This window comes from Hydrogenophaga sp. (genome assembly GCF_030373245.1).
In the GTDB taxonomy this organism is placed as follows: Bacteria; Pseudomonadota; Gammaproteobacteria; order Burkholderiales; family Burkholderiaceae_C; genus Hydrogenophaga.
This window is the reverse complement of record NZ_JAUCZF010000001.1, coordinates 149,863-166,852: the sequence shown is the minus strand read 5'-3', so window position 1 is coordinate 166,852 and position 16,990 is coordinate 149,863. Positions and strand designations below refer to the sequence as shown.

The 16,990-nt window shown below is 63.5% G+C and carries 19 protein-coding genes; 16 read left to right on the top strand and 3 right to left on the bottom strand.

What is annotated here, in order from left to right; translation table 11 throughout:
- Nucleotides 1-4: 4 nt before the first annotated feature.
- Nucleotides 5-742, bottom strand: coding sequence for a polyprenyl diphosphate synthase (uppS, locus tag QUV25_RS00855; protein ID WP_300860648.1), 738 nt, complete (start codon nucleotides 740-742; stop codon nucleotides 5-7).
- Nucleotides 743-995: 253 nt separating this feature from the next.
- On the opposite strand from uppS, the gene galU reads away from it, so the two are divergent.
- On the top strand, nucleotides 996-1,883 hold the full coding sequence (gene galU / locus QUV25_RS00850) for a UTP--glucose-1-phosphate uridylyltransferase GalU (protein ID WP_300860647.1): 888 nt from the start codon (nucleotides 996-998) through the stop codon (nucleotides 1,881-1,883).
- A 44-nt stretch (nucleotides 1,884-1,927) separates the two neighbouring features.
- Here galU and QUV25_RS00845 read toward each other — a convergent pair whose 3' ends face one another.
- Nucleotides 1,928-2,728 carry an SAM-dependent methyltransferase gene (locus QUV25_RS00845; protein ID WP_300860646.1) on the bottom strand — a complete coding sequence of 267 codons (801 nt, stop codon included), beginning with the start codon at nucleotides 2,726-2,728 and terminating at the stop codon, nucleotides 1,928-1,930.
- The gene (locus QUV25_RS00840) at nucleotides 2,725-3,351 is read right to left on the bottom strand and encodes a Maf family nucleotide pyrophosphatase (RefSeq protein WP_300860645.1); all 627 of its coding nucleotides are present in this window, start codon (nucleotides 3,349-3,351) and stop codon (nucleotides 2,725-2,727) included. Before QUV25_RS00840 ends, QUV25_RS00845 begins: the two co-directional genes overlap by 4 nt.
- 36 nt (nucleotides 3,352-3,387) lie before the next feature.
- Between QUV25_RS00840 and QUV25_RS00835 the strand changes: the two genes are divergently transcribed.
- The 15 genes from QUV25_RS00835 to lepA all read left to right on the top strand — a co-directional run bounded on the left by QUV25_RS00835 (nucleotide 3,388) and on the right by lepA (nucleotide 16,990).
- Nucleotides 3,388-3,960: a YceD family protein gene (locus QUV25_RS00835; protein WP_300860644.1), complete on the top strand. Its 573-nt coding sequence runs from the start codon at nucleotides 3,388-3,390 to the stop codon at nucleotides 3,958-3,960.
- A gap of 174 nt (nucleotides 3,961-4,134) precedes the next feature.
- Entirely contained in the window at nucleotides 4,135-4,317 is a 183-nt protein-coding gene (gene rpmF, locus QUV25_RS00830; protein ID WP_019575026.1) for a 50S ribosomal protein L32, read from the top strand.
- A 134-nt stretch (nucleotides 4,318-4,451) separates the two neighbouring features.
- Entirely contained in the window at nucleotides 4,452-5,513 is a 1,062-nt protein-coding gene (plsX, locus tag QUV25_RS00825) for a phosphate acyltransferase PlsX (RefSeq protein WP_300860643.1), read from the top strand.
- Nucleotides 5,514-5,526: 13 nt separating this feature from the next.
- The gene (locus QUV25_RS00820; protein WP_300860642.1) at nucleotides 5,527-6,504 is read left to right on the top strand and encodes a beta-ketoacyl-ACP synthase III; all 978 of its coding nucleotides are present in this window, start codon (nucleotides 5,527-5,529) and stop codon (nucleotides 6,502-6,504) included.
- A gap of 66 nt (nucleotides 6,505-6,570) precedes the next feature.
- Nucleotides 6,571-7,524 carry an ACP S-malonyltransferase gene (gene fabD, locus QUV25_RS00815; RefSeq protein ID WP_300860641.1) on the top strand — a complete coding sequence of 318 codons (954 nt, stop codon included), beginning with the start codon at nucleotides 6,571-6,573 and terminating at the stop codon, nucleotides 7,522-7,524.
- A 16-nt stretch (nucleotides 7,525-7,540) separates the two neighbouring features.
- Nucleotides 7,541-8,302, top strand: coding sequence for a 3-oxoacyl-ACP reductase FabG (gene fabG, locus QUV25_RS00810; protein ID WP_300860640.1), 762 nt, complete (start codon nucleotides 7,541-7,543; stop codon nucleotides 8,300-8,302).
- A gap of 119 nt (nucleotides 8,303-8,421) precedes the next feature.
- Nucleotides 8,422-8,661 carry an acyl carrier protein gene (acpP, locus tag QUV25_RS00805; protein WP_291011388.1) on the top strand — a complete coding sequence of 80 codons (240 nt, stop codon included), beginning with the start codon at nucleotides 8,422-8,424 and terminating at the stop codon, nucleotides 8,659-8,661.
- A 120-nt stretch (nucleotides 8,662-8,781) separates the two neighbouring features.
- The gene (fabF, locus tag QUV25_RS00800) at nucleotides 8,782-10,026 is read left to right on the top strand and encodes a beta-ketoacyl-ACP synthase II (RefSeq protein ID WP_300860639.1); all 1,245 of its coding nucleotides are present in this window, start codon (nucleotides 8,782-8,784) and stop codon (nucleotides 10,024-10,026) included.
- Nucleotides 10,027-10,065: 39 nt separating this feature from the next.
- Nucleotides 10,066-10,527, top strand: a complete 462-nt coding sequence (locus QUV25_RS00795) for a hypothetical protein (protein WP_300860638.1) — start codon at nucleotides 10,066-10,068, stop codon at nucleotides 10,525-10,527.
- A gap of 64 nt (nucleotides 10,528-10,591) precedes the next feature.
- Complete coding sequence (gene rpoE / locus QUV25_RS00790; protein WP_300860637.1) at nucleotides 10,592-11,233, top strand: RNA polymerase sigma factor RpoE; 642 nt, start codon at nucleotides 10,592-10,594, stop codon at nucleotides 11,231-11,233.
- A 56-nt stretch (nucleotides 11,234-11,289) separates the two neighbouring features.
- Nucleotides 11,290-11,970 carry a sigma-E factor negative regulatory protein gene (locus tag QUV25_RS00785; protein WP_300860636.1) on the top strand — a complete coding sequence of 227 codons (681 nt, stop codon included), beginning with the start codon at nucleotides 11,290-11,292 and terminating at the stop codon, nucleotides 11,968-11,970.
- Between the two features lie 95 nt (nucleotides 11,971-12,065).
- Nucleotides 12,066-13,070 (top strand): MucB/RseB C-terminal domain-containing protein, encoded by a 1,005-nt coding sequence (locus tag QUV25_RS00780; protein ID WP_300860635.1) that lies wholly within the window; start codon nucleotides 12,066-12,068, stop codon nucleotides 13,068-13,070.
- Between the two features lie 138 nt (nucleotides 13,071-13,208).
- Entirely contained in the window at nucleotides 13,209-14,669 is a 1,461-nt protein-coding gene (locus QUV25_RS00775; protein ID WP_300861961.1) for a DegQ family serine endoprotease, read from the top strand.
- Between the two features lie 150 nt (nucleotides 14,670-14,819).
- Nucleotides 14,820-14,960: a hypothetical protein gene (locus QUV25_RS00770; protein ID WP_300860634.1), complete on the top strand. Its 141-nt coding sequence runs from the start codon at nucleotides 14,820-14,822 to the stop codon at nucleotides 14,958-14,960.
- A 221-nt stretch (nucleotides 14,961-15,181) separates the two neighbouring features.
- The gene (gene lepA / locus QUV25_RS00765; protein ID WP_300860633.1) at nucleotides 15,182-16,990 is read left to right on the top strand and encodes a translation elongation factor 4; all 1,809 of its coding nucleotides are present in this window, start codon (nucleotides 15,182-15,184) and stop codon (nucleotides 16,988-16,990) included.

Sequence of the window (16,990 nt, the reverse complement as noted above, 5' to 3'; positions counted from 1 at the left end):
GGAATCAGCTCGCAGTGCGCTGAGTTTCGCTGCCGAATCGGCGGTCCCGCTTGGCGTACCAGTCAACAGCCTCTTCCAGCACCTGTGAAGTGAAGTCGGGCCAGAGAGCGGGCGTGAAATAAAGCTCGGTGTAGGCGCTCTGCCACAACATGAAGTTGCTGATGCGCGACTCACCGCCCGTGCGGATGAGCAGTTCGGGGTCGGGTGCGTAGGCCAGGCTCAAATGCGGCTTCAAAGCCTCTTCGCTCAATTGGCTCACAGGGGTGCCAGGGTGGGCTTCTTGCCAGCGCTGCACCGCTTGCAGCATGTCCCAACGACCACCGTAGTTGGCGGCAATGGTGAGCGTGAGGCGGCGGTTGTGAGCGGTCTTTTCCTGCGCAAACTTCATCAGCGCCTGCAACCGGTTGTCAAAGCGAGAGGTGTCCCCCGCGACCATCAGGCGCACGCCGCCCTGGAGCATGCTCTCGACTTCCTTTTCCAGGTAGTGAACGAACAGGCCCATGAGGCTTGAAACTTCTTCCTGGGGGCGTTGCCAGTTTTCGGTGCTGAACGCGAACAGCGTGAGGTGGCGCACGCCCATTTCTTTGCACGCCATCACCGTGCCTCTGACCCGCTGCGCGCCGCGCGCGTGTCCCACGGCTTTGGGCAGCCCCCGCTGTTGCGCCCAGCGGCGGTTGCCGTCCATGATGATGGCGACGTGCTGAGGTACCTTGGGCCCGGCAGGGAACTTGATGACGGTCATGCCATGCTGCCTCGGTGGGCGAGTGGTGCGTTCATTTTTGTGACAGGTTTTGCAGCGTGGGGAGTCTGTGCGCCCTTGATCATCTGCGTCGAGCACTGCTGGGCAAGCAGTCTCGAGGGTGTAATGCGTACATGGCAGCAATGCTGCGCCGCAATATTGCTAACCGGTGATTTTACCTGTAGGCCCGAGCGAAACTGTTTCTGAATCCTTCAGCCGCAGATTCGTGAAATATGACTCTGAATTGGGAGGAACCATGGTGGTGATCAAAAAAGCTGTTCTCCCTGTGGGGGGCCTAGGCACTCGGTTTTTGCCTGCCACCAAGGCCATTCCGAAGGAGATGCTCCCTGTGGTGGATAAACCACTGATCCAGTACGCCGTGGAGGAGGCCTATGCCGCCGGGGTACGCCAGATGATCTTCATCACCGGGCGCCATAAGCGCGCCATTGGCGACCATTTCGATGCGGCTTTTGAGCTGGAATACGAGTTGGAGAAGTCCGGAAAAATGGACATGCTGGCGGTGGTTCACGGCATCAAGCCCGACGACATGGACTGCGTGTTCATTCGTCAGCCGCGCCCCCTGGGGCTGGGTCATGCCGTCTTGTGTGCCGAGAGTGTGGTGGGCCATGAGCCATTTGCCGTTTTGCTGGCCGACGATCTGATGCTGGGGCGCGAGCAAGCGCAGGGCGGCGCGACCGTGCTCCAGCAGATGGTGCAGGCCTACGAAAGCAGTCCTGGCACGGTGCTGGCGGTGCAGGATGTGCCCCGGGCGGAGACCCGCCGCTATGGCGTGGTCGATGTCCATGGCGAAACTCAGCCGCTCGCCGAGGTGTTCGGCATGGTTGAAAAACCGGCGCCTGAAGCCGCACCGTCGACCCTGGCGGTAGCGGGCCGGTACATCCTTACACCGGCGGTTTTTGACAGCATCCGGCGCCAGCCGCGAGGCGCGGGCGGCGAAATCCAGCTCACGGACGGCATCGCAGCCTTGATCGGGCAGGAAAAGGTGCAGGCGTTTCGGTACGACGGCGTGCGCTACGACTGCGGCAGCAAGGAAGGATTCCTGCAGGCCACGATTGACCTGGCGCTGGCCAACCCTGAGTTACGTACGTCAGTACTTGCTCACTTGCAGGGCCTGAAGGGGTAACGAAGTAAGCCTCCCTGTCGCTTGCCCGAGGGTTCGAAAGCGTTTCAGCGGCCGATGAGAAAAACGCTGGGCAAGGCCAGCGGCAGGGCTTTCGCCTGGAAAGCTGGCGCGCGCCATTGCCGCACTGTTCCGCTCCGACACACCTGGCCGGGCAGGCTGAGGCCGCAGCAGATGGCCAACCGCGTGTCGGGATGCAGGGTCTTCACCAGCGCTTCCAGCAAAGCTGTGTTTCTGTAGGGCGTCTCGATCAGGATCTGGGTTTGGCCCGATTGGGTGGCCAGCCGCTCCAGTTCGTGCAAGCGCTTGGCCCTTTCGGCCGGCTCCTGCGGCACGTAGCCGACGAAGGCGAAAGATTGGCCATTCATGCCGCTGGCCGCCAGCGCCAGCATCAGCGACACCGGGCCCGCCAACGGCGTCACAGGCACCGCCATCGCGTGGGCAGTGCGCACCACCGAACTGCCCGGGTCGGCGATGGCCGGCATGCCGGCTTCACTCACCAGGCCGATGTCGTGGCCATCCAGGGCCGGCTGCAGCAGCGCGCGAGCGGCGGCATCGGTTTGTGCATCGGGCCTGTGATCGCCCTTTTTGTGCGTGGCACGCGCAAGCTCGGTGATCTGCTGGGCCTGGATGGGCGCAGCCAGGGGGGAAATCTGATCGACCCGCTTCAAGAAGGCCCGCGTGCTCTTGGCGTTTTCGGTGATCCAGTGTGTCAGCCGGCTGGCTGTGGCCACCGTATCGCCCGGCAGCAGCTGGTCCAGCGGGGCTGGATCTAGGGAGGCGATGCCGAAGTCCAGCGGTGTGGGGACGAGGTACAGCGTCCCAGGTTGAAGCGTGGCCTCGCTCATGGGATGGTCAGGCCCGCAGCGCGGAGCATGCGGCAGGTTCGAATCAGGGGCAGGCCGACCAAGGCCGTCGGGTCGTCGTTGTCGATGCGCTCCAGCAGCGCAATGCCCATGCCCTCGCTCTTGGCGCTGCCGGCGCAGTCGTACGGCTGCTCCGCGATCAGGTAACGCTCGATTTCTTCACGCCCAAGAGAACGGAACACCACCCGCACAGCGGCCACCTCGGCCTGTTCAAAGCCTGTGGCCCCGCAGACCACGCACAGCGCAGTCTGGAACACCACCGTCTGACCGCTCATCTGCTGGAGCTGCGCCACCGCACGCTCGTGGGTGCCAGGCTTGCCCAGGGCCAGCCCGTGCAGGTCGGCCACCTGGTCGCTTCCGATGACCACGGCTTGCGGGTGGCGTTCGGCCACCGCGTGCGCCTTGGCGCGTGCCAGGCGCAGTGCCATGTCGACGGGCTGCTCGCCCGGCAACGCCGTTTCGTCAACGTGGGGGCTGTCGGTGACGAAAGGCACGCCCAGCCGCTGCAAAAGGGCATGCCGGTAGCGCGATGTAGACCCCAGGATCAGCGGGCGGGCGAGGGGGGGCAGCGTGGCCGCAAGGGGGTCTGATGGGGATGCTGACATGGGCGTATTGTCCCAGCGATCTCTTACACTGCCCGCATGAAACCGAACCCGCCCACAGCATGGAACCCGTCGCGCCTGGATGCCCGGCGGTTTGCCGAGGCGGGTGGCGAATTGCGCGGTGAGGTGCAGGTGATGGACCTGATTCGACTCAGGGAAGACCTTCATGCCGGTGGCGAAGGGGCAGCGACTGGTCAAGTGACCTGGCAGGCTCGCGCCGAGCTGAGGCCCGCTGCGCAAGGTGGTGCGCCCGCCGCCTGGATGCACCTGGAGGCCAGCGCCGAGGTGCCGCTGACCTGTCAGCGCTGTCTGGGGCCGGTGCAGGCGACGTTGATGGTCGATCGCTGGTTCCGTTTTGTGGCGACCGAAGCGGTGGCCGAGGCCGAGGACGACGACTGTGAGGAGGACCTGCTCGCGCTGGAGCCTCGACCCAGCCTGATCGGGTTGCTGGAAGACGAGCTGCTCATGGCTTTGCCGCTTGTGCCCATGCACGAGACCTGCCCCGTGGCCGTGCCCATGGCGTCAGCTGACCGGCGCGATGCGGATGAAACGGAGCCAGCTCGGCCAAACCCGTTTCAGGCCCTGGCCCAGCTGAAGCGCCCTCGCGGCTGAGCAGCTCCCTCGCCTGCCTCGGCGGGTTTGCTGCCGTGGCCGGTTTCGGGCTACAATCTAAGGCTTCGCGTCGGTCCAGCGTTTCCAGTGTGCCTGGAAGACGATCAAGATCGGTCCGAGTGGCTGAATGCTTCGCACGCAAGCCACCACACCACATTTCCACAGGAGCCCGTCATGGCCGTCCAGCAAAACAAAAAATCGCCGTCCAAGCGCGGCATGCACCGTTCGCACAACGCCTTGAACGTGCCCGGTATCGCAGTGGAGCCCACCACTGGCGAGATCCACCTGCGTCACCACATCAGCCCCAACGGCTTTTACCGTGGCCGTCAGGTGCTCAAGAACAAGTCCGAAGCCTGAATGACAAGCCACCTCTGGCCCCGCCGCGCTGGCGTGGCTGGGGTCATTGAAGCTGTCGAGGCGCAGGCCCGCATGCTGCATGCGGGCTTTTTGCGTTTCTGGCGCCCGTCTGCGGCGCAGCTTCAGGAGTCTGCATGATCACTTTGGCGGTTGATTGCATGGGGGGTGACGTCGGCCCCGCGACCACGTTGCCTGCTTGCGAGGCTTTCCTCACCAGCCATCCCCAGGCACAGTTGCTGCTGGTGGGCAAGCCCGAATCGTTTGCCGCCTGGCCGCAGGTGCTGAACAACGTGCGTTGTCGCGTGCTCCCGGCCACCGAGGTGGTCACGATGGACGACTCGGTGGAGGTGGCCTTGCGCAAGAAGAAGGACTCTTCCATGCGCGTGGCCATCCAGCAGGTCAAAGACGGTGGCGCGCAGGCCATGGTCTCTGCGGGCAACACCGGCGCCTTGATGGCCATTGCGCGCTATGTGCTCAAGACGCTCGACGGCATCGACCGCCCGGCCATCGCCACCCAGCTGCCCAACGCCCGAGGTGGCGCCACCACGGTGCTGGATCTGGGTGCCAACGTAGACTGCTCCGCCGAGCACTTGCTGCAGTTCGCGGTGATGGGCTCTGCACTGGTGGCTGCCATGACGGGCCGCTCAGAGCCCACCGTAGGCCTGCTCAACGTGGGCGAAGAAGTCATCAAGGGCAGCGAAGTCATCAAAAAAGCAGGTATCTTGCTGCGAAATGCGGCCAACACCGGCGATTTGAATTTCTTTGGCAACGTCGAGGGTGACGATGTGTTCAAAGGCACGGTCGACATCGTCGTTTGCGACGGCTTTGTCGGCAACGTCGCACTCAAGGCCAGCGAAGGCTTGGCTGCCATGATAGGTGGCTTCATCCGCGAGGAGTTTTCTCGCAATATCTTTCGGAAAATGGCGGCGATCGTTGCCTATCGTTCGCTAATGGCATTCAAAAAGCGGGTGGATCACCGCCGCTACAATGGTGCGGCCTTGCTTGGCCTGCGCGGCATGGTGTTCAAGAGCCACGGTTCTGCTGACGCGTTTGCGTTCGAGCAGGCGCTGGCGCGGGCTTATGATGCGGCACACCACGGCATGCTCGACAACGTGCGCGAGCGCATTGCCCATGCGGCTCCGCTGATCGCGGGCACCGCGGCCGCCAGCGAATTCAAGAGCATCCCCACCCTCTGACCCTCTTGCCCACATGACCCGCTTTGCCCGCATCACCGGCACCGGCAGTTGTTTGCCGCCCAGACGCCTGAACAACGACGACATGGTGGCCCTGCTCGCGGAGCGCGGTGTGGAGACCAGCGACGAGTGGATTGTCGAGCGCACCGGCATCCGGGCCCGGCACTTCGCTGCCGATGGCGTGTTCACCAGCGACCTGGCCGAAACCGCTTGTCGTCAGGCCTTGCAGGCGGCGAACACGGCGCCCGGTGAGATTGACCTCATCATCGTGGCCACCTCAACCCCAGACATGGTGTTCCCATCGTCCGCCGCCATCCTCCAGCACAAGCTGGGCATCGCAGGATGCCCGGCGTTTGATGTGCAGGCGGTTTGCAGCGGTTTCATTTATGCACTGACGGTTGCCAACGCGATGATCCAGACCGGTTCGGCTCGCAAAGCCCTCGTGGTCGGTGCCGAGGTGTTCAGCCGCATTCTGGATTTCAACGACCGCACCACTTGTGTGCTGTTTGGTGACGGCGCCGGGGCCGTGGTGCTGGAAGCCAGCGACACGCCCGGCATTCTCGCCACCGACATCCATGCCGATGGCAAACACGCCGACATCCTGTGCGTGCCCGGCCATGTGTCGGGCGGCAACATCCTGGGCGATCCCTTGCTCAAGATGGACGGGCAGGCGGTGTTCAAACTCGCTGTCGGCGTGCTGGAGGACACCGCGCTGGCTTCGCTGGCCAAAGCGGGTCGCACAGCGGCCGATGTCGACTGGTTGATCCCGCATCAGGCCAACATCCGCATCATGCAAAGTACGGCGAAGAAGCTCAAGCTGTCGATGGACAAGGTCGTGGTCACGGTGCACGAGCATGGCAACACCTCGGCGGCATCCATTCCGCTGGCGCTCGACCATGCGGTGCGCTCGGGGCAGGTCCGGCGTGGCCAGACGCTGCTGCTCGAAGGCGTGGGCGGCGGATTTACCTGGGGTTCGGTGCTGCTCGACTTCTGAGCGCCCGGTGGGCGCCCAGTGGAGCCCAACCGTGCGCGTGTCTCCATCTTTCCAAAGAACCTATCCATGAGCAGCCCATTTGCATTGGTTTTCCCCGGACAAGGCTCGCAGTCGGTCGGAATGCTCGACGCCTGGGGCGATCACCCGGCTGTCGCCACCACCCTGAAAGAGGCTTCTGATGCGCTGGGTGAAGACATCGGGCGTTTGATTCATGAGGGCCCCAAAGAGGCACTCGCGCTGACGACGAATACCCAGCCTGTGATGCTGGTGGCCGGAGTGGCAGCGTGGCGAGTCTGGCAGGCCGAGGGGGGCGCTGCCCCAGCCTTGATGGCGGGGCACTCGCTGGGTGAGTACGCGGCGTTGGTGGCTGCAGGCGCATTGACGCTGACCCAGGCGGCACCGCTGGTCCGGTTCCGGGCAGCGGCCATGCAGTCGGCCGTGCCGGTCGGCACCGGGGCGATGGCCGCCATCCTGGGCATGGACGCCGAGCGCGTGGTGGCAGGTTGCGCCGAAGCCCAGGCGATCTTTGGCGCGGACAGCTCCGAAGTGGTCGAGGCGGTGAACTTCAACGATCCGGCGCAGACGGTGATCGCCGGCAGCAAGGCCGCGGTGGACAAGGCCTGTGAGCTGCTCAAGGCACAAGGTGCCAAACGGGCACTGCCGCTGCCGGTGTCGGCGCCGTTTCACTCCAGCCTGATGAAGCCCGCCGCCGAGGCGCTGAAAGCCAAGCTGGCCGACACGCCTTTTGCCACACCCCGTATTCCGGTGGTGAACAACATCGATGTGGCGGTCGAGACCGATGCCGACCGCATTCGCGACGCCCTCTATCGCCAGGCCTTTGGACCGGTACGCTGGGTGTCCTGTGTGCAGGCCATACAGGCGCGCGGAGTGACCACCCTGGTGGAATGTGGACCGGGAAAGGTGCTGGCGGGCTTGGCCAAACGCATCGATGCTGGCCTGACCGGCGTCCCCCTGTTCGACCCGGCCAGCCTGGCCGAAGTCAAGCATCTGTTGGGCTGAGCCCGGGAGCACAAACATGTCTGAACCCACATTTGCTGGCCAGGTGGCCCTGGTCACCGGTGCATCGCGTGGCATCGGCGCAGCGATCGCCCACGAACTGGTCGCGCGCGGCCTGATTGTCATCGGCACGGCAACGAGCGAAGCCGGCGCGGCCAAGATTTCCGCGACGTTGAAAGCAGTCGCTGGCGCCGCTGAAGGCTGCCGCGGCGCAGTGCTGGATGTCAACCAGGGAGCTGACTGCGAGGCCCTGATCGAGGACATCACCAAGGCCCACGGCGGTCTGCAGGTGCTCGTCAACAACGCAGGCATCACGCGCGACATGCTGGCCATGCGCCTGAAAGACGATGACTGGGACGCCGTGCTCAACACCAACCTGAAGGCTGTCTTTCGCATGAGCCGGGCCGTCATCCGCCCCATGATGAAGCAGCGTTACGGCCGCATCATCAGCATCACCAGCGTGGTCGGTGCGTCCGGCAACGCAGGGCAGGCCAACTACGCTGCGGCCAAGGCCGGTGTGGCTGGCATGACGCGCGCCCTGGCCCGGGAGCTTGGCAGCCGAAACATCACGGTCAACTGCGTGGCGCCGGGTTTCATCGAAACCGACATGACGGCTGCGCTGCCGGAAGAACAGCAAAAAGCGCTGCTGGGTCAGATTCCCCTGGGACACCTCGGCAAGGCAGCGGACATTGCGCACGCGGTGACTTACCTCGCCAGCCCTCAGGCGAGCTATGTCACGGGCCAGGAGCTGCACGTGAACGGCGGCATGTTCATGGCCTGAACCCGCGTACTGCCAACGATCTGTGCCAGCCGGGATGGCCGCCCGGCGGGCCGTCTAGGGTCAGCTCCCTAGCCCGGCTAAAATGGCGGCCTGTATTTCAACCACCCTCAGAGGGACTTATGAGCGATATCGAAGCACGTGTGAAGAAAATCATTGCCGAGCAACTTGGCGTGGAAGAGGGCCAGGTCACCCCGGAGAAGGCCTTTGTGGCCGATCTCGGCGCCGATTCGCTGGACACGGTTGAGCTGGTGATGGCTCTGGAAGACGAGTTCGGTATCGAGATCCCTGACGAAGACGCCGAAAAAATCACCACGGTGAAAAACGCCATCGATTACGCGATGGCCCATCAGAAGGCCTGAATGGGTCGGTGAGCGGTCAGCGAGCCAGCGTTCCGCAGTGACCCTGCTGGAGCGTGGCGCGCGGCCAGATCAAGACTGGCCTTGCCGGGATCTCGCCGGCACGGGCCTGAGAGGAAATTGATGAGTCGACGTCGTGTCGTGGTGACCGGCCTGGGGTGCGTGAGCCCCGTGGGCAATACCGTCAACGAGGCCTGGGCCAATCTGCTGGCTGGGCGTTCCGGTATCGACCGCATCACCAAGTTTGATGCGTCCGCGTTTGCCTGCCAGATCGCGGGCGAGGTGAAGGGTTTCGACTTGGAGTCTTACATCGGCGCCAAAGAAGCGCGTTCGATGGACACCTTCATCCACTACGGCATCGCTGCGGCGCATCAGGCTGTGGTGGATGCGGGCTTGCCCATTGGTGATGCGCTGGACGAAGAGGCGGCGCATCGCATCGGTTGCATCATCGGTTCGGGCATCGGCGGCCTGCCGCTGATCGAAGCCACGCACGCCGAGTACGTTGGCCGCGGCCCGCGTCGAATCTCGCCGTTTTTTGTACCGGCCTCGATCATCAACATGATCGCCGGTCACGTTTCGATGCGATTCGGCTTCAAGGGTCCGAACCTTGCCGTGGTGACGGCATGCACCACGGGTCTGCATTGCATCGGTGAGGCAGCTCGCAAGATTGAATACGGAGACGCCGATGTGGTGATCGCCGGCGGCTCCGAGGCCACGGTATCGCCGCTGGGCGTGGGAGGATTCGCCGCCATGCGTGCCCTATCGACCCGCAACGACGACCCCGCGACCGCTTCGCGTCCCTGGGACAAAGACCGCGACGGCTTCGTGCTCGGTGAAGGTGCGGGTGTGATGGTGCTCGAGTCGTACGAACACGCCATGGCCCGCGGCGCTCGCATCTACGCCGAAGTGGCAGGTTATGGCATGAGCGCCGATGCCGGTCACATGACCGCGCCCAACATGGACGGCCCGCGACGCGCCATGCAAAACGCGCTGCGCAACGCCGGAGTGAATGCCGACGAGGTGCACTACCTCAACGCGCATGGCACCTCGACACCACTGGGCGACGTGAACGAATCCAACGCCATCAAGGCCGCGCTGGGCGACCATGCAAAGAAGACGGTGGTGAATTCCACAAAGTCCATGACGGGACATCTGCTGGGTGGCGCGGGAGGGATCGAGAGTGTTTTCACCGTGCTGGCGGTGCACCACCAGAAGAGCCCGCCCACCATCAACATCTTCAACCAAGATCCCGAGTGCGACCTGGACTATTGCGCCAACACTGCTCGCGATCTGAAGATCGATGTGGCGCTGAAGAACAACTTCGGCTTTGGTGGCACCAACGGCTCGCTGGTCTTCCGACGCGTGTGAATGCATCGCGGGTCGCCGGCTCCTGCTCACCTCTGACCCATGCAACGCGCCCCATCGGTGATGTACCCGGTGGGGCGTTGTGTTTGGTACGGGCGTCTGCTGTTGGGGCTCGCGTCTGCACTGGCTTTGGTATGGGCCGCCTGGTGGTGGCTTGGCGCGCCCTCGGGCTGGCTGTTGTTTTCGAGCGGCGGCGCGGCATGCGGGATCTGGGGCCTGATGGCTTGGCGCAGCTGGCGAGAACCTGCGGTTGGCCAGCTGCACTGGGATGCCCAGGCGCCCGGCCTGGTCGACGGCGAGGCCGGCCGTTGGTTGTGGCGCGCTGGATCGGCAATCGAGGGCACGCCCCTGAGGCGCGTCGAAGTGACTTTCGACGGGCAGACCGTGGCCTGGTTGCGGCTGCATGGTCCCGCCGAGGTGCCGGCCTGGATCTGCTTGCAGCGGGCGAGCGATCCTGCCCGGTGGCACGCCTTGCGGCGCGCCTGGGTCCAGGCCGCGCGTTGATCGGTGCGGGGCTTGTGCAGCGCCTGACGGCACGGCCCAGGCCGTGCGGTATATTTTGCCGCGCATGACCCAAGAAGATCACACTGCTCCACCTCCGCCCGACAGCGACGTCATGCTCGTCCAGCGCACGCTGGCAGGGGAGCAGCGGGCCTTCGAGTTGCTGGTCATCAAATACCAGAGGCGGGTCGAGCGCCTGATCGGGCGCATGGTGCGCGACGTCGACCTCGTGCCTGATATTGCCCAGGAGACGTTCATCCGCGCCTACCGCGCCCTGGGCCAGTTCCGCGGCGATGCGCAGTTCTACACCTGGCTTTACCGCATCGCGGTCAACACGGCCAAGAAGCAGCTGATGGAACTCAAGCGCGACCCGCTGATCTTCCAGTCACAGATGAAATCTGCCGATGACGATGAAACTTCCGGCTCGGATCGCGAACTAAACCCCAACGTGGCAGACAGCGAAACGCCCGAGGCGATCTTCGCCAGCAAGGAAATCGCCGAGGCGGTCAATGCTGCCATGGATGCATTGCCGGAAGAATTGCGCATGGCGATCACCCTGCGCGAGATCGAAGGTCTGAGCTACGAAGAGATTGCGCAGGCACTGGATTGCCCCATTGGCACCGTGCGATCCCGCATCTTCCGGGCTCGCGAGGCGATCTCCAGTCGCATCAAGCCCATGTTGGATCGCCAGACGGGCAAGCGCTGGTGAACGCGCAGGGCATCGAGAACTCAGGGGCCAGTGAGCCGGAAACAGGAAGTCAGGACATGAACGCCAAACAGAACAAGGATTTGATCGCGGCCACCGCCGCGGGTGCTGGTGAAGACCTGTATCAGGACAGCGCGCTGTCGGCCATGCTGGATGGCGAACTGCCTGCGCACGAGCTTGAGGGCTGGCTTGAAGGCGTGGCCTCGTCAGCATCGACTGCGACGCGCTGGCACGCCTATCAGCTCATTGGCGAATCGCTTCGCGGTCAAGCCCCGGCACTGCCTGTGCAAACGCCGGCCGAGTTCTTGGCGGCGGTGCAACTGCGCCTGGCCCAGGAGCCGCTCTCGGTCACTGTCGCACCCGAACGGGCCGTGGTGATCCAGCATGTCCGTGGGCAGGCTGCCAACGACGCGGTGTTCCGCTGGAAACTGCTTGCGGGCGTGGCCTCGCTGGCCGCGGTGATGGCTGTGAGCTGGACCGTGCTGGGCACTACGCCGGGCAGTCCGACGAACTCCGCAAGCCCCCAGCTGGCGCTCATGGGCCCGGCAGCGGCACCCGCAGCCCAGCTCGCGCGCGTCGGCACCGAGCCGGTGGCGGTCAACACCTCCCAAGGTGTACTGATTCGGGACGCTCAGCTCGAAGCCCTGATGGCCGAGCACCGGCAGTTTGGTGGCGTGTCAGCCCTGCAGATGCCTGCCGGCTTTCTGCGCAATGCAACCCACGACGCCAACGAGCGCTGAATCCCATGACTGCTCACATGCACGTGACGTCGTTGCTGGCCACCGCATCAACGGGGGGTGGTCGCCTTTTTTCCGCTTGCCGCAAAACGCGGGTGGTGCCATCTGTTCGGCGCTGGACGGTGGTTGCCGCGGTGTCGGTGTTGACTGGTCTTGCGATGCCGGTGATGGCCCAGAGCACGGCACCCGCTGCGTCCGAGACCCGCAGCATCAACGACTGGCTGACCCGCATGCACGAGGCCTCGCGGCAGCGCGCCTATCAGGGCACGCTGGTGGTCTCCGCCGGATCGGCCATGTCGGCCTCGCGCATCTGGCATGTGTGCGATGGCGTGCAGCAGATGGAGCGGGTAGAAACGCTCACTGGTGCGCCGCGCACCACGCTGCGGCGCAACAGTGAGGTCATCACCTTCGCCCCGGAAACAAAGACGGCCTGGGTGGAAAAGCGAGAATCGTTGGGTCTCTTTCCCGAGCTGCTGCGCACTCCTCGCAACGCCATTCCCGCGTTCTACGATGTGCGTGAAACCGGTGTGGACCGCGTGGCCGGGCACAAGGCCGATCGCATCGAGATCGTGCCGCGCGACGAACTGCGTTTTGGCTATCGCATCTGGGCGGAAAAAAACTCGGGCCTGGTGGTCAAGATGCAGACGCTGGGTGAGCGAGGCGTCGTACTGGAACAGGTGGCGTTCTCCGAGCTGCAGCTGGACGCACCCGTGCGCATGGACAAGCTCAGTCAGCAGATGAACGACACCAAGGGCTACGACGTGCAGCGCTCGGTGCAGAAGAAGACCACGCCCGACGCCGAGGGCTGGCGCCTGAAGGAGTCCGTGCCAGGTTTTGCGTCCATGAGTTGCTACACCCGAGGCTCGGTGGCTGGGTCGACCGAGGCCCCAGGCATGCAGTGGGTGTTCTCTGACGGTCTGGCTTCGGTATCGCTGTTCGTTGAGGCGTTTGATGCCAGTCGCCACGGCGAGGAGAAAGTGGCGTCGGTCGGCGCCACCCATTCCGTGACACGCCGTCTGGACAAGCACTGGCTCACCGTGCTCGGCGAGGTGCCACCCGCCACGCTGCGCCGGTTTGCTGACGCGCTGGAGCGAACGCGCTGAACCGCTTCGCGCCCTCGTGTTCTGCTGCGACTTCCAGGGTTTCCGTTCTCCGGATACACCGTCGTTGTGTTGTTTGACTCGATTTTGTTTGAGCAGAGGTTTTTCATGATGCTTCGTCGTTGGCTTCGTCTTCCTCAAATGGCCTTGCTGGCCAGTGCTGCGCTCGCGGGTGCTGGTGGCGCCGTCCTGCTGACTCATGCGCCCCTGGGGGCGCAGACGCCTGCCGTTGTCGCGCCCAGCGTGCGGGGCCTGCCCGATTTCACCGACCTGGTTGATCTGGTTGGTCCTTCCGTGGTCAACATCCGCACACTGGAGAAGGCCAAGGCCGAGACGGGTTCGGGTCCTGACGAGCAGATGCTGGAGTTTTTTCGCCGCTTTGGTATCCCGGTTCCTCCCGGCGCGGTCCCAAGGGGACCGCGCTCTGACCGGGGTCCCTCAGACGAGGCGCAGCCCCGCGGCGTGGGTTCGGGCTTCATCCTGAGTTCCGATGGCCTCATCATGACCAACGCCCATGTGGTCGACGGTGCCGACGAATTGATCGTGACCTTGCCGGACAAGCGCGAGTTCAAGGCAAAGATCGTCGGCACCGACAGGCGCACCGACGTGGCCGTGGTCAAGATTGAAGCCAGTGGACTCAGCGCGGTCAAGATCGGCGACATCGATCGGCTGCGGGTCGGCGAGTGGGTGATGGCGATCGGCTCGCCGTTTGGTCTGGAAAACACGGTGACCGCCGGCATCGTCAGCGCCAAGAAGCGCGATACCGGCGATTTCCTTCCCTTTATTCAGACCGACGTGGCGATCAACCCGGGCAATTCCGGCGGGCCGCTGATCAACATGCGTGGCGAGGTGGTGGGCATCAACAGCCAGATCTACTCGCGCTCGGGCGGATTTCAAGGCATCTCGTTTGCCATCCCGATCGATGAAGCGGTTCGTGTGTCCGATCAGCTCAGAAGCACTGGACGCGTGACCCGCGGGCGCATCGGGGTGCAGATCGATCAGGTCAGCAAGGACGTGGCGGAGTCGATCGGCCTGGGTGCACCCAAGGGTGCCCTGGTGCGCGGCGTGGAGCCGAATTCGCCAGCCGCTAAAGCCGGCGTCGAGCCGGGCGACATCATTCTGAAGTTCGATGGCAAGTCGATCGACAAGTCGGTTGACCTGCCCCGGTTGGTGGGCAATACCAAGCCAGGCAACAAGAGCAGCATGACGGTGTTCCGGCGCGGCGCCGAGCGCAATCTGAGTATCGTCGTGGCGGAGCTGGAGCCGGAGCGACCTGAGCAGCGTGCAGAGGCGCCCGAGACGCCGAAGGCACCGGCCACGGGTGCAGCGCAGTCGCTGGGTCTTTCACTTTCCGAGCTCACGGCTGCGCAGCTGAAGGAGTTGAACCTCAAGGGCGGTGTGCGCGTGGTGGCCGCCGACGGCATTGCGGCCCGTGCCGGCCTGCGGGAAGGCGATGTGATCGTGCAGTTGGCCAACACCGAGATTCAGGGCCTGAAAGAGTTTGACGCAGCACTGGCCAAGCTGGACAAGAGCAAACCCATCAACGTGCTGTTCCGCCGCGGTGAGTGGGCTCAGTACGCGGTGATTCGCCCGGCACGCTGATCCTTTCCGCACCCATGTGCCCCTACAGTCCCGTGTCGGATGTGGGGGCATTTTTTCGAGTTGGTCGTTTTGCGACACATGAACCCGCGACATTCCCGTCAGTGGCCCGACCCCAAAAGTCAGTGGTTGCTTACAAACATGAGCATGCCCATGAGCGAATTCGATAAAATCTTGGCATCTGTGGCCAGATTTGTGCGCTGGGTGCGTTGGTTGGTCCACGATGTGAAAATGGCAGGCGACGTTGCGCGGGTCATCCACAGCAGCCGTACCAATTGTGTGGATTGCCTGTGATCAATCTGTGGATAAGTTGCTTGTTGCAGCGCTGCGACAACCAGGGAAAGCGGTGTGGGTGGTGTGTCTTCCAGGCTTTTTGCCTACAATGAAACCCCAACTATCGCAGTTGCCATTGATTGTTGGTTCTGGGCGCGTCAACACCTGACGCGCCCTTTTTTATGCTCGTGTGCTGCGGTAAGTCAGCCCACCTATGTCTTTGAGTTGAGCCGTTTTTTTCGATGAATCACATCCGCAATTTTTCCATCATCGCGCACATCGATCACGGCAAATCCACGCTCGCCGATCGCATCATCTCGCGCTGTGGAGGGCTCGCCGATCGCGAGATGAGCGAGCAGGTGCTCGACTCCATGGACATCGAGAAAGAACGCGGCATCACCATCAAGGCGCAGACTGCTGCGCTGCATTACAAAGCGCGCGATGGTCAGGTCTACAACCTCAACCTGATCGACACACCTGGTCACGTGGACTTCTCGTATGAGGTGAGCCGCTCGCTCTCGGCGTGTGAAGGCGCGCTGCTGGTGGTGGACGCCAGCCAGGGCGTGGAGGCGCAGACCGTGGCCAACTGCTACACCGCATTGGACCTCGGCGTGGAAGTCGTGCCGGTGCTCAACAAGATGGATCTGCCGAATGCCGATCCGGAGAACGCCAAGGCCGAGATCGAAGACGTGATCGGCATTGACGCCACGGACGCGATTCCCTGTTCGGCCAAAACCGGCATGGGCGTGGAGGACATTCTGGAGGCGGTGGTGGCACGTATCCCGCCACCGCGCGGCAATCCCGATGGACCGCTGCGCGCCATGATCGTGGACAGCTGGTACGACGCCTACGTGGGCGTGGTGATGCTGGTGCGAGTGGTTGATGGCCGTTTGCTCAAGGGCGAGCGTTTCAAGATGATGGCGACCAACACCGTCTACAACGCCGACACCCTGGGCGTTTTCACACCGGCCACCGAGCCGCGTGAGTCGCTGCAAGCGGGCGAGGTGGGCTACATCATCGCGGGCATCAAGGAACTGCAGGCCGCCAAGGTGGGGGACACCATCACGCTGGAAAAAAAGCTGCCGAACAACGCCGGCCCGGCGGCCCAGGCCTTACCCGGTTTCAAAGAGGTTCAGCCCCAGGTGTTCGCCGGCCTCTACCCGACGGAGGCCAACCAGTACGACGGCCTGCGCGACGCGCTGGAAAAACTCAAGCTCAACGATGCCGCGCTGATGTACGAGCCCGAGGTGTCCCAGGCGCTGGGTTTTGGGTTTCGCTGCGGCTTCCTCGGCTTGCTGCACATGGAGATCGTGCAAGAACGCCTGGAGCGCGAGTTCGACCAGGACCTGATCACGACCGCGCCCAGCGTGGTCTACCAGGTGGTCAAACCCGATGGTGAAGTGATCCTGGTGGAGAACCCGTCCAAGATGCCTGACCAGGGGCGCCTGGAGGAGATTCGTGAACCGATCGTGACGGTGCACCTTTACATGCCGCAGGAGTATGTGGGCGCCGTCATGACGCTGGCCAACCAGAAACGCGGCATGCAGCTCAACATGGCCTACCACGGCAAACAGGTCATGTTGACCTACGACATGCCGCTGGGTGAGATCGTGCTGGACTTCTTTGACAAGCTCAAATCGGTGAGCCGTGGTTATGCTTCCATGGACTACGAGTTCAAGGAGTATCGGGCGGCCGATGTGGTCAAGGTCGACATCCTGCTCAACGGCGAGAAGGTCGATGCGCTGTCCATCATCGTGCATCGCAGCCAGTCTCAGTACCGCGGGCGGGCAGTGGTCGCCAAGATGCGCGAAATCATCAGCCGGCAGATGTTTGACGTGGCGATTCAGGCGGCCATCGGCGGCAACGTGATCGCGCGCGAAACCATCAAGGCTTTGCGCAAGAACGTGCTGGCAAAATGTTACGGCGGCGACATTTCCCGCAAACGAAAACTCCTCGAAAAGCAGAAGGCGGGTAAGAAGCGCATGAAACAGATCGGTTCAGTGGAAGTTCCCCAGGAGGCCTTCCTGGCCATTTTGCAGGTGCAAGACTGA

Excerpts from the sequence above, each read along its gene's own strand:
- uppS (WP_300860648.1), bottom strand. The coding sequence starts at position 742 with ATGACCGTCATCAAGTTCCCTGCCGGGCCCAAGGTACCTCAGCACGTC.
- galU (WP_300860647.1), top strand. The coding sequence starts at position 996 with ATGGTGGTGATCAAAAAAGCTGTTCTCCCTGTGGGGGGCCTAGGCACT.
- QUV25_RS00845 (WP_300860646.1), bottom strand. The coding sequence starts at position 2,728 with ATGAGCGAGGCCACGCTTCAACCTGGGACGCTGTACCTCGTCCCCACA.
- QUV25_RS00840 (WP_300860645.1), bottom strand. The coding sequence starts at position 3,351 with ATGTCAGCATCCCCATCAGACCCCCTTGCGGCCACGCTGCCCCCCCTC.
- QUV25_RS00835 (WP_300860644.1), top strand. The coding sequence starts at position 3,388 with ATGAAACCGAACCCGCCCACAGCATGGAACCCGTCGCGCCTGGATGCC.
- rpmF (WP_019575026.1), top strand. The coding sequence starts at position 4,135 with ATGGCCGTCCAGCAAAACAAAAAATCGCCGTCCAAGCGCGGCATGCAC.
- plsX (WP_300860643.1), top strand. The coding sequence starts at position 4,452 with ATGATCACTTTGGCGGTTGATTGCATGGGGGGTGACGTCGGCCCCGCG.
- QUV25_RS00820 (WP_300860642.1), top strand. The coding sequence starts at position 5,527 with ATGACCCGCTTTGCCCGCATCACCGGCACCGGCAGTTGTTTGCCGCCC.
- fabD (WP_300860641.1), top strand. The coding sequence starts at position 6,571 with ATGAGCAGCCCATTTGCATTGGTTTTCCCCGGACAAGGCTCGCAGTCG.
- fabG (WP_300860640.1), top strand. The coding sequence starts at position 7,541 with ATGTCTGAACCCACATTTGCTGGCCAGGTGGCCCTGGTCACCGGTGCA.
- acpP (WP_291011388.1), top strand. The coding sequence starts at position 8,422 with ATGAGCGATATCGAAGCACGTGTGAAGAAAATCATTGCCGAGCAACTT.
- fabF (WP_300860639.1), top strand. The coding sequence starts at position 8,782 with ATGAGTCGACGTCGTGTCGTGGTGACCGGCCTGGGGTGCGTGAGCCCC.
- QUV25_RS00795 (WP_300860638.1), top strand. The coding sequence starts at position 10,066 with ATGCAACGCGCCCCATCGGTGATGTACCCGGTGGGGCGTTGTGTTTGG.
- rpoE (WP_300860637.1), top strand. The coding sequence starts at position 10,592 with ATGACCCAAGAAGATCACACTGCTCCACCTCCGCCCGACAGCGACGTC.
- QUV25_RS00785 (WP_300860636.1), top strand. The coding sequence starts at position 11,290 with ATGAACGCCAAACAGAACAAGGATTTGATCGCGGCCACCGCCGCGGGT.
- QUV25_RS00775 (WP_300861961.1), top strand. The coding sequence starts at position 13,209 with ATGGCCTTGCTGGCCAGTGCTGCGCTCGCGGGTGCTGGTGGCGCCGTC.
- QUV25_RS00770 (WP_300860634.1), top strand. The coding sequence starts at position 14,820 with ATGAGCGAATTCGATAAAATCTTGGCATCTGTGGCCAGATTTGTGCGC.
- lepA (WP_300860633.1), top strand. The coding sequence starts at position 15,182 with ATGAATCACATCCGCAATTTTTCCATCATCGCGCACATCGATCACGGC.